This is a genomic window from Polynucleobacter sp. HIN9 (assembly GCF_030297635.1).
Taxonomy (GTDB): domain Bacteria; phylum Pseudomonadota; class Gammaproteobacteria; order Burkholderiales; family Burkholderiaceae; genus Polynucleobacter.
This window is the reverse complement of the sequence record NZ_AP028140.1, coordinates 308360-321849: the sequence shown is the minus strand read 5'-3', so window position 1 is coordinate 321849 and position 13490 is coordinate 308360. Positions and strand designations below refer to the sequence as shown.

The window sequence follows — 13490 nt, the reverse complement described above, 5'->3', positions numbered from 1 at the left end:
GCGGGTGTAAACCGGTCACATGGTTTACACACGATACTAGGCAAATGGTTCAAATCCTTGCTTAAGTATAAGTACATACTTTGAAAGATTTGGCATCAGTCAAATCCACCCAAGCAGTCTCTTGGGTGGATCAATATTTGAGTCTAAATTATTAAAGAACGCGGTATTTTTTAATTCTAAAAAATACCTAAGTTTTTGTTTTTTCTGTTGATTCTGCTATTTCGTTTCGTTGGGCGCTCGAAGATGAGTGGGTTGGGTTCGAGCTTGCCACAACGTTTGTAATAGCTGCTGCTCTACACGCCTTGCGGTAATTCATGAGTTGCGTCAAATACGACTGATAGCGGGCAATTTCCTTAACCACCATCTCATCTTGCATGTCACTCTCGCGTCGCTCAATCCGCTGCAAAAAGAACCATGAGGACATGGCTACCCGAATCGCGGGGCGTAAAGTATCAAAATTTATTTTGTAATACAAATGCGCTGCATAGGCTAAGAGCACTTCTTCCACTTTTTTGGGTTGCTGTTGCCAGGCAATCTGGATCCCTTTGCGATCGTGATTTAAAAAAGGAACCTTGTAATCGAGTCCCACGAAATCATGCACTCCCTGAAAGAGGTCTTTATACGAACCAAACACCATCTGGTAGTTCTGAATCCCCTTAGAATTTTTGATGAGATGCTGATAGTCCGCGTATTGGTGTCGTAAGGGTTGCAATTCCCTTTTCGAAAATCGAGTATTGGGCTCCTTCAAGTAATCCGGAGCAAACGATTGGTAGACAGCTGGAATATCAATAAGCTGGGCAAGTGCTATTGGAGTAAGTTGCCGAAAAATACCCTCTTGCTTCATCGCTAGACGTAGGATAAATCTCTCACGGTTCCAATAGCTATCGGCCATGCGATCGACCAAGTCTTCCTCAACCGCATCTTGTGGGCCTAAGGCTCGATAGAGCTCACGCTCGAGGCGCTTGCGCTCTCCCGCATCTTCAAAGGGAAGGATCTTGGTTTTGGCATAGCCGCCGTGTTTGACGGCATTAAGACTAGAAATAGTCTTGCCTTTAGTACTTTTTGGGCCGGTGCGACCAAGGATTTGGATTTTCATATTAATTACCTTTCTCTCAAATATAGGTAATTAAGCGTAGAGTGAGTTTTTGCCAAAACTCACGGATTAATTCTTGGGCGATCTATAAATTAATCTTTTTCATGGTTACCAGCACTGAACTGCGACGGTCAATGATCCGAGAGAGGCGTTTACGGTAAGATTTAAAGTCATTGAGGTTATCAATGATGTTAAAAATGCCAAGGCTCATCAGAATCGGTTCGGCAAAGATCACAAAGCGACTATCCCGAAAGTCGCGCCGATTGACCGATGGCTTCTTACTCATACCCCTCATCCACACGGTATTTAAGACACTAATGAGATAGGTGGTTTGTGCGCTTTTAGAGGGACGACCAGCGCCTACCTGCGGGGTACGATCACCTATTTTTGAATTATTTTCTGCGCTATATAAATTTTTAGCAATTCGTCGCTGAACCCGGATATTCCAAATAGCATCAAGGATTTTTTGCTCGGCCTGCTGGCGATAGTCAATCGGAAAGCCAGCCTGGCGAATTTGGTTACGTACTAATTGTTGATGAGGATTTGGCATGAAACTATCGCCTCCATCGAACGCCCGCTTGGGATTCGGGGGTGCCGATAAATTCAATTCCAGCTTTTTCAAAAGCACTCTGTACCAATTGGAGAGTCTGAATCTTTCCTGCGGGCACGCCTTCCGAAGCCTCAAAGCGCATTAGTGCTGAGATTCCAACTCCAGATTTTTTGGATAGATCATCGCGAGACCAATCCAACATAGCTCTTGCACCTCTTATTTGAGCACTTGTAATCAAACCAAATATATCCTAAAATGAACTAAATTAGTTCATTAAAGAACTAATTTATTATAAAAAGGAACATAAAAATGCTTAATAATCAAGATTTTACACATAATCGCGCTGGTTTCCTAGGTGGTAGCGATATTGGGGCGATTCTGGGGGTCTCGAAGTACCGCTCGGCGATGGACGTATGGCTCGAGAAGACGGGTAAGAAAGTTGATACCAAAGATAGTTTTGCCCTGCGCTTTGGTTCTTTCGCCGAATCATTTATTGCCGATGAATACGCTCTACTCAACGGTGAGCATGTGGTTGAGTATCCCGGGGGCCTGGCTCATCCTGGGCATTCTTTTTGCATTGGCCACATCGATCGCTTTGTATTGAATCAAAAGGATCAACCGCTATTTAATAATTATGGAACGCTCAATGCTAAGAAACTCTTGGAGTGCAAAACCGCCAATCACTATAGCCAAAGTGAGTGGGGCGAACCAGGAACCGATGCAATTCCCCTGCCCTACCTATGCCAATGCTTGTGGTACTTGGGCATTACAAATCTACCTGAAATTGATGTTGCCGTTCTTTTAGGTGGATCGGATCTTCGGGTCTATACGATTACTCGTGATATTGAGCTCGAGAAGTTATTGTTTGAAAAGGCTGTTTTCTTTTGGACCGAGCATGTGAAAAAAGATATTCCACCCAAACCAGAATCGATCAATGACTGCCAAGCACTCTTTCGGCAAGCCAGTATTGGAAAATCAATAGAAGCAAATCGCGAAACAATTGCATTAATCAAACAACTCAAGTCCATAGAATTGCAAGTCCAAGCCGACGAAGAGCAAATGGAAGCCATCAAGCAAACGCTGATGGAAACCATGGCCGATGCCGAAGTACTTACTTACCTAGGTAGGCCTGTTATTACGTGGAAAGCCCCCAAGCCCAGTTATCGAGTGGATACCAAACGCTTGAGTCTGGATCATCCGGAGCTGGTAAGGGCTTATCAACACTCCGTCATAAATAGTCGGCGCTTCGTGGTAAAAGACCTACCTAACGACCTTTGGCAAGAAAATATAGTGTGTGAGGAAGCATTCTAATGAAGACCGTATCGATCATGGATCTCGCAGAAGATTTATCGGATGAACTACCTACAAACGAAAAACGTCAGGAAGAAAAATCCAAACAAAAAACCTTAATCATCAACAAAAAACAATTGGATGATTCTTATGAAATAGAAAAATTGGTTGCCGAGGTGGCGAACATTCTCGGGGTTGTCACCAAAGAATTCGCCGACTGGGCACAACACACTCCAATTCCCAACAAAGTTTTAGAAACTATTCTGATTATCGCCAAACGCTACAAACTCAATCCGCTTCTCGGCCATATAGCATGGGAGTCCAATACTGAAAATCTGTGGGACATCTACATTCCGATTGATGGTTGGATTGCACTGATTCACCGAGAATCGTCCTTTGAAGGACTCACGTTTAGCGAAGCTACCGAAACCGAAGCGGGCATTCCGATCTGGATGGAATGCACCATCTATCGAGGTGATCTTACCCACCCAATCACGGTACGGGAGTACTTTGCAGAACTTAAAACTGAACACCCTGTATGGACGATTATGCCTCGAAGGATGCTGCGGCATAAAACCTTACAGCAGTGCGCCCGCCTAGCGTTTGGGATTAGCGAGGTAATTCAGATTACCTCTTTAAATCTCGCCAATACAAAGCTCAAGAGAGTAATAAAAAATGATCAAGCTCACAATAATCCAAAAGAAGTTCTAAGAGGAAAATTAGCTCACTGTACAGGCTGATTAATTCTGTAAGAACGAAAGCTGCAGATCTTATAAAAATAATCTCCACGCTTTTTTGTATATCTTTATTGGATAGTTGAAGAGTTACGGCCTTTAATTCATTAATTGATAGTCATTTTTACAAATATTAGAGAGCCCTAAGGTTAATATAACTTATCAAAATAATTAGCGCCTGACGGATAGCCAACGAGGCACCTTAAACCGGACAATACTCCAATAGAGCCAAACATAGCTAATGGCGAACAAGACTGCAAATCCCTTAAGTACCATGTGATAGCGCCAGAATAAGATCGCTGGAATAACAGTTAACAACGCGAGCACCCATAAATAAGGGGAAGTCATTGCATTTTGCTGAGTTTTTAACCTCACATCATGACCACCGATCGCCCAACGTACAATCCGCATATAAATTAACTGATGTAAATGCGAGGAATCGGGCATTCCGGGATGAGTGCGCTTCACAATAACCCTGCGATAGATAGTAAACAAGGTTTCAAAGATAGGGTAAAAACATAAAAGCAGTGGGAACCACTTGGATACCTCGGGGTGGCGAACTGTTAACAACACAGAAAGCTCAGCAATCCAGAAACCGACTAAATAGGCCCCGCCATCACCCAAAAAGATCAAGCCCCGCGGATAGTTCCAGACCAAAAAACCAGCAAGGGCACCAATCATAGCCAAAGCCGCAATCATGATCGCATGATCCCCCACCTGAAAGGCAACATATGTGATTCCAGCTAAGATCATGACGGCAACCATGGCTGATAGGCCGTGATAACCATCAATGATGTTAAATGCGTTTGCCACCCCACCCACTGCGAAGCACGTAATTGCAATGGCTACAATGGGATATGTCAACATCAAATTATCAATGCCAAATATCTGAAGACTACCAAGCCATGCATTAAGAAAAAAGCCGGCAAGACCCGCCGAAAAAATAGTGGCTAAGAGCCGGATCTTGATGCCAACTTTTTTGGTGATATCTTCCGTTAAGCCAGATAAAAAAGCTGGTAATGCACAAAAGAGTAAAAGGAGGCCAAAGGTGGCAATCTCGGAATTCTGAAAGTAGCGGGCAGTCAGAGCTACCAGTGTCCCAAGAATAATGCCCACCCCACCCACGCGCGGAACAGCAACACTATGAAATTTTTGCACTCCTAATAGATCAGAATCAGCTGTAAAACGCTTGTGGAGATGGGCCGAGCGAACTATTAAGAGTGTCACAAAAAGGCAACTAAGGAATGCGAGAATTAAAACTGACATTTATTAATTTTATAGCAATTCAATCGTTGCAAAAAGAATTACTAATATCTACAGGGTATAAAAAAACTACTACCGTATCGTTTGAATGTTATCTACTGGTAGTGCAAAGATACCTAAGAGTCGCTGCCAAATAAATCTCTTGTGTACACCTTACTACACACATCCTCTAATTCTGAGCTCATCCGATTTGAAATAATTAAATCTGATTGATCCTTGAACTGCTCAAAGTTTTTAATAACCTTTGAGTTAAAGAAACTATCATCGGAAAACATTGGCTCGTAGATGATGACATTTATACCCTTGGCCTTAATTCGCTTCATAATTCCCTGAATACTTGATGCTCGCCAATTATCAGAACCAGCCTTCATCACCAACCGATAAATTCCTACGGTTTTTGGCTCTCTTTTAAGAATTTCATTTGCAATGAAGTCTTTGCGGGTTGAATTTGAACTAACAATAGCCTGAATTAGGTTTTGCGGCACGGCATCATAATTTGCCAAAAGCTGCTTTGTATCCTTTGGCAAACAATAGCCGCCATAACCAAAAGATGGATTGTTATAGTGAGTACCAACCCTGGGATCCAAACCCACTCCCTTTATGATGTCTTGTGTATCTAAATCGTGAAGTGCTGCATAAGTGTCAATTTCATTGAAATATGCCACCCGCATTGCTAGATAAGTATTAGCAAATAATTTAATCGCCTCGGCCTCTGTGGGACCAGTAAAAAGAGTGGGAATATCTTTCTTGATGGCACCCTCTTTTAGCAAATTTGCAAAAACTATTGCTCGCTCAGAAACTTCGCCAACAATAATTCGGGATGGATATAGGTTGTCGTAGAGGGCTCTGCCTTCCCGCAAAAACTCGGGCGAAAATATAATATTTTGGGAATTTAATTTTTCTCGCAAACTTTTCACATACCCAACAGGTATAGTAGATTTAATCACCATAACTGCACTGGGATTCATTAGTAATACATCTTTTGCAACCGACTCTATCGAACTAGTATTAAAGTAGTTAGTTATTTCATCATAGTCAGTTGGGGTGGCAATAATGACATAATCCGCATTTATGTAAGCTTCAGACTTGTCTAAGGTAGCCCTCAAATTGAGTGGTTTCTTGCGTAAGAAATCAATCATCTCTTCATCATGAATCGGTAGTATTTTTTTATTGAGATTTTCGACTCTTTTTAGGTCAATATCTAATGCAACAACCTCATGATTCTGAGAGAGCAAAATAGCGTTTGACAGACCAACGTAACCTGTGCCAACCACAGCAATTTTCATAATCAATCCTGAGAATTAAATTAAACCAATATTATTTTGAAATAAGCAATCGTTTCTTTCAGGCCATCCTCAAGGGATACCTTGGGCTCCCACCCTAATTTGGCTTTAGCTAAATCAATATTGGGCTGACGCTGCTTCGGATCATCCGATGGCAATGGTTGATGAATAATCTTGGATTTACTGCCAGAAAGCTTGAGAACCATCTCGGCAAGCTCGAGCATGGTGAACTCTCCGGGGTTGCCAATATTAACGGGGCCAGTAAAACCCTTCTCTGAGTTCATCATTCTGACCATGGCGTCGATTAGGTCATCGACATAGCAAAAACTTCGGGTCTGAGAACCGTCTCCATAAATCGTGATGTCTTTACCTTGCAAGGCCTGTACGATAAAGTTACTCACGACCCGGCCATCATTGGGATGCATCTTTGGGCCATAGGTGTTGAAGATACGGACCACTTTGATATCGGTTTGGTGTTGGCGAAAGTAGTCAAAAAATAGGGTTTCAGCACAGCGCTTACCCTCGTCATAACAGGACCGAATGCCAATCGGATTCACCCTACCCCAATAGCCCTCGGGTTGAGGATGCACCTCTGGATCACCATAGACCTCACTCGTAGAGGCTTGCAAAATACGTGCTCTCGTGCGCTTCGCCAAACCCAGCATATTAATGGCGCCATGTACGCTAGTTTTGGTGGTTTGCACGGGATCGTATTGGTAATGCACTGGAGAGGCGGGACACGCCAAGTTATAGATCTGATTGACCTCGACATACAAAGGAAAGGTCACATCATGGCGCATGATCTCCAAATTAGGGTTACCCATCAAGTGCGCAAGGTTCTGTTTGTTGCCAGTAAAAAAGTTATCCACTACCAAAACATCATTACCCTCCCGAACCAAGCGTTCAGTCAGATGAGAGCCTAAAAATCCAGCTCCACCGGTGATGAGGATTTTGTTCATAATTTGTTAGTCATTAATAATTATTACTACAAAGTCTCGAGAGACTATAGCTGATTCTTAAATCTCTTAGTTAGAACTGCCTCTTGAAATATTTTTAAAGTTAAATCGGCAGCTTTATCCCAACTGAATAATGCAGCTTGTTTCAATCCAATTTCAGATAACTTAACTCTAAGTGTTGGATTACTAAGCATAGTTTGAATACCCATTTTAATAGAGTCCACACTATAAGGATCCACTAAGATTGCAGCATCTCCAACCACCTCCGGCATAGATGAACAATTAGATGTTAGGACAGGAGTGCCAACTGAAAGCGCCTCAAGTAGAGGCAATCCAAATCCCTCATAAAGTGAAGGCATCACCAGAAAAAGAGCTGATTTATACAAAAGATTTAAAACATCATCCGAAACATATCCAAGAACTAGGACCGAATTTTGAATATTATATTGAGCAACAAGTGCGGCAACATCAACACTACCCCAGCCTTTGCCGCCGACTATTACCAACTTTACGGACCCTACGTCAGAATCCGGAATACGAGAAAACGCCTCAATCAATCTTTGTAAATTCTTTCGTGGCTCTATCGTGCCTACAAATAAAAAATAGTCATGATTAATCCCAAGCGTTGAAAGGCTAACCGATTGATCATGCATTGCAGATATATTCCCCCCCAAATGTATTGGCTGAACTTTACCAGAGGGGATAGGAAACTCATTTTCTACATCTTTGGCCGTATGCTTTGAAACAGTAATAATCCGATCAGCTCTGGTAATGGCATATGGCATCAGCCTAGAATCCAAGTATCGACTTAGTGGTCGCATGGTGCCGCCGGCATGCAACCAAACCAAATCGTGAATAGTTAACACAACTGCAACACGATCTTCCAGAAAGTAGGGGATACGATGTGATGGGCCCCAAAAAATATCAATAGAATCTCGCTTCGCCCACAATGGCAAAATTGATTGCGCCCAAATCATCCTCATAACTCGCGACTGAAAAGCGCAGGTTTTAACCGCAACATTTTTTTTATACGCCCAATCTCCGTTCACAAGCGGACGATGTGAATACAAAACCCAATCATGACCCATATCGACTAGACGAGACAAAACTTCGAATAAATAGCGCCCTATCCCAGTATGTGGCTCAGATAGTAAGCGTGCGTCAACGCCTATCTTGTATCTGTGGAATTTTTCCAATGCTCAGAACCTTTATTTTATAAAATAATAAAAATTAATTAGTCATTTATAATTATTCGCGAATATTAAATCAAAAATTCAAGTGTACAAACGTAGAAATTAAAATCTATTCCCTGTCAATTTCAAATGAAGATTACTGTAACCATAAAAAGTATAGGCGGCGAAAGAAGCTACTGTTAGAGAGGCATATTTATAAAATATATGCTATGCCTATAAATGTAATTAATAAGTATACAAAAATCATTTTAATATAAGATAACCATATGCCACGACAGATTTGTAGAAAAAAATTATTTATTATCGACGTTATTTATTTTTTATCGGCAGTATTTTTTTTTCTTCCAATGTTAAAATTATACTCGCTTCACTCTTCTTTCTTTGACTTAGGAGTTCTTGAGAATACTCTATATAGGATTTCTTATAACAATGAATGGCAACTGGCCTTTAATGGGCATGTACATGGCATAGCCTTACTCTATGGCCTGATTTATTCTGCAATCCCCGCCGCAATAACTTCATATGTACTTATAGGATCACAATCATCTTTTTTAATTCTGCCAACATTTATAATTTATCGTCAGTTTGGCTGGCCTTCCACTTTTGCATATATTGCATTTTTCCCCCTATGGATTAATAATCTTTTTGACTTTCATTTTGATCATTTGTCAGTTCCATTGCTATTTGGATTTTATTTTTCCCTAATGAAGATGAGGGTTGGATATGCGATATTTTTTGCAACTCTTCTCATTTTCATTAAGGAACCTTTTGCTTTGCAGGCAGCGGCTTGTGGAATATTGATGATTTATGCTTTTTTTAAAAAAGATTACATTTGGGATGCATCTCCCAGTAAACAAGATCGAAAATGGATGTTTGCAGGCGGGATGTGGTTGGTAATAGCTGGATTTGGATACTTTTATTTTGCAATTCACTATTTATTGCCCTTTTTTGCACGCGAAAACTGGGGGGGCGCACTTAGCAATGAAGCTTTCGGTTGGCTGGGGGGCGAATTAAGTCAAATTATAAAAGCAATAATTTCTCAACCAAATATCATCGCATGGGAAATAGTTTCTACACCAAGTAAATTAATTTATCTTACTATTGCGTTTGCTGCATTAGCATTTATTCCACTTCTAAAAATATCATTACTAATTCCAATTATTCCACTACTTGGAATTGCACTACTCTCACGCTTAACAAACTATTATGACTATAATACCCATTATATGGCGGGCTTTATTGCTCCAGTAATTTTTTCTTTCGCAATCAGCATAAGTCGAGCCGAGAAAATATGGGTACTATTGGAAAAAAATTGTATTGATATTCTATTTCACCTGAAAATTTTTTTTTCCTCAACGCATACCTTAATAAATAAATCTTTACAAGCAAGAAATTCATTCATCATATTCTTAACTACCTGGATTATTCTTGGTAATATCATTCTTTCTACATCACCAATTTCACGTATATTTTGGTCTAATAAATCCTGGTCATACTCGTGGAGTGCTTATGTGCCAAATGAACGAACTTCAACAATTAAGGCTGCAATTTTAGAATACATACCTACCGATCCAAAAGTTATAGTTACAACACAAAATACGTTAAATTGGACTCACCTGGCACAAAGAAACACATATTTATCATTTCCCATGGGGATTACTGAGCCTTATCAAATAGTGAGCTGGTCGAGCAGGTCTATTGATGATTTTATGAATTTTGTTAGGACTGGGTATCGTTCAAAAAATTCAGAAATCGAAGTATTCGCTCATTTTGTTCTCATTGACTTAAAGCGTCCTTATTTTTTGGTAGATCAAGGTTGTAATTGGGCCTATGGGAAATGTCAAAATATAAAAAAAGAGAAAGAATTCTTGACCATTCTTGAATCTACGAAAGCTCTTTATAAAATAATTTATGAATATGACGGGTTTATGATTCTCGAACGGAAGTCACTGTGAATCAAAAAAAAAATAAAATCTATTACCTTCAATTAATTATTGCTTTTTTTCTTTTGACGCATTTGGATTACTCGGCTGGGACAGCAAGAGAATATTCTGATAATGCAATCCCTGCATATGATGCAAATTTTTCTAAAAAAGATCCGACTTTAGCGAATAAAACATATATGGATAGAATGCGAGGTCTTACTGTTTTGCCAGCTAACCGCCAAATAGATGGAAATAATTTACTAGCCAATGCAAAGATTACCCTTAAAAGTGCCTACGAATCAAGATTAACTGATACTCATAAATTCGATCTTGAGCCAATTGATGGTCGCCGTGACAATCAATGGAAATTTTCTAACTCTATTTATTATTGGAATAAAAAAATTGGAGTACCAGAAGCTCCTTTAACTATAAGGCCAATCTCCAAGAGCTCCTTAGACCTTCTGTCTAGTAAAAACATAGAAGGTCTTAAGCTAGACTATGCTGCCATTATAGGAGAGTCATTGTGCATCCCTAGGATAGATCTAGATATCAATAATTTCCGCTATAGCTCTGCCCCTTCTAACTTAGCCCCACACGGGCATTTTTTAACTATTGACGCCGAAATTGATGCTATAGAGAAAAGGGGCGGCTCTTATCATATAAAACGTCTCCTAAATTTTTCTCCAGATAATAGCTGGCATACCACACAGGACAAGAAGAGCGTAATATTTCAACGACGACTGCATGTGCCAGCAAATAATATCGAAAAACTTGATATTGATTTCCTTCCAGATTTAACTATTAATCATATTAATGTGAGATTGATCAAAGAGAATAGTCTCTCCACAATAATATTGAAGTTTAATAAGCCTCAGTTGGTTGCATTATTGAATGGAAAAATGAGGGTAACACTTAATCTAAAAGAGGCGCCTGAAATAGAAAATTCTAACCCATGGGGAGAGAACTTTAATGGCCTTAATAAGCAAAATTTTTATATTGGGGAAATATCAATTTTTATAGATGGTGATAACGAGACTTTGCAAAAAAGCAAACCAATAAAAAATCTAATTTTTTACGAAAAAAATAATGAATCTCAACCTTCATTACTGGTTCCTAGCATAGTTCAATATAATAACCTAGATAATCGTATGTTGTTAAATCTACATAGATTTAACAAGACAAATAATATAACTATAAAAAATCTTGAATTATCCCTTATTCCTCCACCTGGTAAATCATCTTGCTCCATTCATATTAAAGAATTAACGAGCGTTAGAGCCTACAGTCTATTGACCCCCATTTATGTGGACCGTATAGAAGATGGTAGTAGGCGATGGAAGGGGCCAATGATTAATTTGTTGCAACCCCCTGATGTTGTAAATAATCCAAATGTTATTGCTTATCTTCCCTTATCCACTTTTGCCCTTAATAATACCCAAAGTAATTACGCAGAGTATGATACATCATTAACATATCGAATAAATGAGCTTAATAATGCTTCGCCGTTCAGTTGGCCAATTCAACAACAAGATATAGATAAAATTACTAAAAAGAATAATTTATCAAATCCAAAAATAGTATATTCACATGGATCCGAGTTAAAACTCGATGGGACTATAAGCAATCTTTCTAATGATAATAATCATTTAGATATCAAGGGTACATCTCAAAATATTGAATTTTTATGGCCTGTAAATAAGCATCTACACAATGAATCTTGGTTTTTTTTCGGTCTTAAAGAAGGATCAGATTATATTGAGAACATTTATCTTACATTATTCTTGCTCGATGGAAGAATCGAACAACACCAAGTAACTCCAAATTTGCCATTGAAAATTTTAAGTAATAAAAAAATAATCTCAAAAATCAGCTTAAATATACAGCCCAAAGCGGGCCCTTACCATCTAAAACTCCATGAGATGGTTGTATTTTCCCCCTCCAAGATTAACTATGAACAGGCATTTAAAACTAGTATGCCCACAAACATAGAAATTAATTCAACTCCAATTGCCTTAAACTACCAGACAAATAATCTAACACTTTCACCTGGAAGAATTACAGGAAATTTAAGCAATGAGCCTGTTAAATTTATAACAAGCTTATACCCATCATTAAACTGGGCACTAGGGATTCGGTTAAACCACTTGTTTAGTCAAGAACTTTTAAAAACTAACCCGTGTCCACTTTTAATTCAACTAAACTGGACCAACCTAATTACAAAGAAGAAAATATGTTTTGAGAGTGACGCAGGTTCAACTTATATTCCAATATCGGCGCATTTTGGGTCGAATAATTCTAGGGCGAAATTAGGCACCCTTAAGTCTATAGAGTGGACTCTGGATGCGCTTAAAAAAAGTGATGTAGAAACTTCAGGCTCTTTCAATCTTAGCTTTTCAGTTCTTGGCTGGGAGATGATTTCAGCGGCAGAACAATTAACAAAATACCCACTATTAGATATTCAAGGCCATCTTGTATTTGCTAATCAAAAAAAATTTCAACTAGATTATGCCAGTCTCAACATGACAGTTCCACTGATTGACGGCACAAGTATGGCACTTATTGCGAATAGAAAACCAATAATCCCAATAGAAAACAAACTCTTTTACGTTGATCAAATCAACATACACTCAGAGAGTTTGAAGATGTCCGAGAAATGGATATTCCAAGAACCAGATTTAGCTACGAAGAATCGCACATTATCACCTATCTTTTGGACATTTCTTTTACTTACACCATTAGTTTTTGTCGCTAAAAAACGATTCCACGTAATATTATCAAGGATAAATTCAAAACTTCTGCAGAAGCCACTTTTAAGTCTGCGCCATATTTTTGTTGCAACTATGTTGCTGTACTTCTGCGGCCTAATGTCAACAGAAGGCACTACAGAAAATTATTTCTTTACCTTCGGTGGATTGGCGATCGCTTATCTCGTTAATTCAATACTAAAAAAAATAAGTTCACGCAATTTCGCAATTAGATTAAATACGATTGATCATCCGCACAATACCTATATCTTCGCCTTTATTATATGCCTCTCCACTATTTCATTACTTGCAATCGCAATGTTCAAATTAGAACTTATATTTATTACTGACCAGCTCACTAACATTATGTTATGGATGATTTTTCTGGAAGTAGCAACACAAATTTTTAGAGCAAGCTTATCTCAAAAAAATGATTAGGTACCTATTATTACCATATTC

Annotated in this window: 11 protein-coding genes; 4 read left to right on the top strand and 7 right to left on the bottom strand. The window is 39.1% G+C overall.

Features of this window, described 5'->3' with window-relative positions:
• Positions 1-187: 187 nt before the first annotated feature.
• The 3 genes from QUE62_RS01710 to QUE62_RS01700 form a co-directional block, all read right to left on the bottom strand.
• On the bottom strand, positions 188-1096 hold the full coding sequence (locus tag QUE62_RS01710; protein ID WP_286261914.1) for a hypothetical protein: 909 nt from the start codon (positions 1094-1096) through the stop codon (positions 188-190).
• Positions 1097-1178: 82 nt separating this feature from the next.
• On the bottom strand, positions 1179-1643 hold the full coding sequence (locus QUE62_RS01705; protein WP_286261912.1) for a hypothetical protein: 465 nt from the start codon (positions 1641-1643) through the stop codon (positions 1179-1181).
• Positions 1644-1647: 4 nt separating this feature from the next.
• On the bottom strand, positions 1648-1845 hold the full coding sequence (locus QUE62_RS01700) for a hypothetical protein (RefSeq protein WP_286261910.1): 198 nt from the start codon (positions 1843-1845) through the stop codon (positions 1648-1650).
• A 107-nt stretch (positions 1846-1952) separates the two neighbouring features.
• Here QUE62_RS01700 and QUE62_RS01695 point away from each other — a divergent pair, with 107 nt between their 5' ends.
• Both QUE62_RS01695 and QUE62_RS01690 read left to right on the top strand, forming a co-directional pair.
• On the top strand, positions 1953-2954 hold the full coding sequence (locus tag QUE62_RS01695; RefSeq protein ID WP_286261909.1) for a YqaJ viral recombinase family nuclease: 1002 nt from the start codon (positions 1953-1955) through the stop codon (positions 2952-2954).
• Positions 2954-3673, top strand: coding sequence for a recombinase RecT (locus tag QUE62_RS01690; RefSeq protein ID WP_286261907.1), 720 nt, complete (start codon positions 2954-2956; stop codon positions 3671-3673). Before QUE62_RS01695 ends, QUE62_RS01690 begins: the two co-directional genes overlap by 1 nt.
• Before the next feature lie 165 nt (positions 3674-3838).
• Here QUE62_RS01690 and QUE62_RS01685 read toward each other — a convergent pair whose 3' ends face one another.
• From QUE62_RS01685 to QUE62_RS01670, 4 genes are all read right to left on the bottom strand, one after another.
• Positions 3839-4933 (bottom strand): MraY family glycosyltransferase, encoded by a 1095-nt coding sequence (locus QUE62_RS01685; protein ID WP_286261904.1) that lies wholly within the window; start codon positions 4931-4933, stop codon positions 3839-3841.
• A 113-nt stretch (positions 4934-5046) separates the two neighbouring features.
• The gene (locus tag QUE62_RS01680; protein ID WP_286261901.1) at positions 5047-6216 is read right to left on the bottom strand and encodes a nucleotide sugar dehydrogenase; all 1170 of its coding nucleotides are present in this window, start codon (positions 6214-6216) and stop codon (positions 5047-5049) included.
• Between the two features lie 20 nt (positions 6217-6236).
• Positions 6237-7172 carry a UDP-glucuronic acid decarboxylase family protein gene (locus tag QUE62_RS01675; RefSeq protein ID WP_286261900.1) on the bottom strand — a complete coding sequence of 312 codons (936 nt, stop codon included), beginning with the start codon at positions 7170-7172 and terminating at the stop codon, positions 6237-6239.
• 44 nt (positions 7173-7216) lie between these two features.
• Positions 7217-8365 carry a glycosyltransferase family 4 protein gene (locus tag QUE62_RS01670; RefSeq protein WP_286261898.1) on the bottom strand — a complete coding sequence of 383 codons (1149 nt, stop codon included), beginning with the start codon at positions 8363-8365 and terminating at the stop codon, positions 7217-7219.
• A 263-nt stretch (positions 8366-8628) separates the two neighbouring features.
• On the opposite strand from QUE62_RS01670, the gene QUE62_RS01665 reads away from it, so the two are divergent.
• Together QUE62_RS01665 and QUE62_RS01660 are read left to right on the top strand one after the other, a co-directional pair.
• Complete coding sequence (locus tag QUE62_RS01665; protein ID WP_286261896.1) at positions 8629-10317, top strand: DUF2079 domain-containing protein; 1689 nt, start codon at positions 8629-8631, stop codon at positions 10315-10317.
• The gene (locus tag QUE62_RS01660) at positions 10314-13469 is read left to right on the top strand and encodes a hypothetical protein (protein ID WP_286261894.1); all 3156 of its coding nucleotides are present in this window, start codon (positions 10314-10316) and stop codon (positions 13467-13469) included. The genes QUE62_RS01665 and QUE62_RS01660 overlap by 4 nt, the downstream gene beginning before the upstream one ends.
• Positions 13470-13490: the final 21 nt, after the last annotated feature.

Coding starts and splice junctions, on each gene's coding strand:
- QUE62_RS01710 (WP_286261914.1), bottom strand. CDS start 1,096: ATGAAAATCCAAATCCTTGGTCGCACCGGCCCAAAAAGTACTAAAGGC.
- QUE62_RS01705 (WP_286261912.1), bottom strand. CDS start 1,643: ATGCCAAATCCTCATCAACAATTAGTACGTAACCAAATTCGCCAGGCT.
- QUE62_RS01700 (WP_286261910.1), bottom strand. CDS start 1,845: ATGTTGGATTGGTCTCGCGATGATCTATCCAAAAAATCTGGAGTTGGA.
- QUE62_RS01695 (WP_286261909.1), top strand. CDS start 1,953: ATGCTTAATAATCAAGATTTTACACATAATCGCGCTGGTTTCCTAGGT.
- QUE62_RS01690 (WP_286261907.1), top strand. CDS start 2,954: ATGAAGACCGTATCGATCATGGATCTCGCAGAAGATTTATCGGATGAA.
- QUE62_RS01685 (WP_286261904.1), bottom strand. CDS start 4,933: ATGTCAGTTTTAATTCTCGCATTCCTTAGTTGCCTTTTTGTGACACTC.
- QUE62_RS01680 (WP_286261901.1), bottom strand. CDS start 6,216: ATGAAAATTGCTGTGGTTGGCACAGGTTACGTTGGTCTGTCAAACGCT.
- QUE62_RS01675 (WP_286261900.1), bottom strand. CDS start 7,172: ATGAACAAAATCCTCATCACCGGTGGAGCTGGATTTTTAGGCTCTCAT.
- QUE62_RS01665 (WP_286261896.1), top strand. CDS start 8,629: ATGCCACGACAGATTTGTAGAAAAAAATTATTTATTATCGACGTTATT.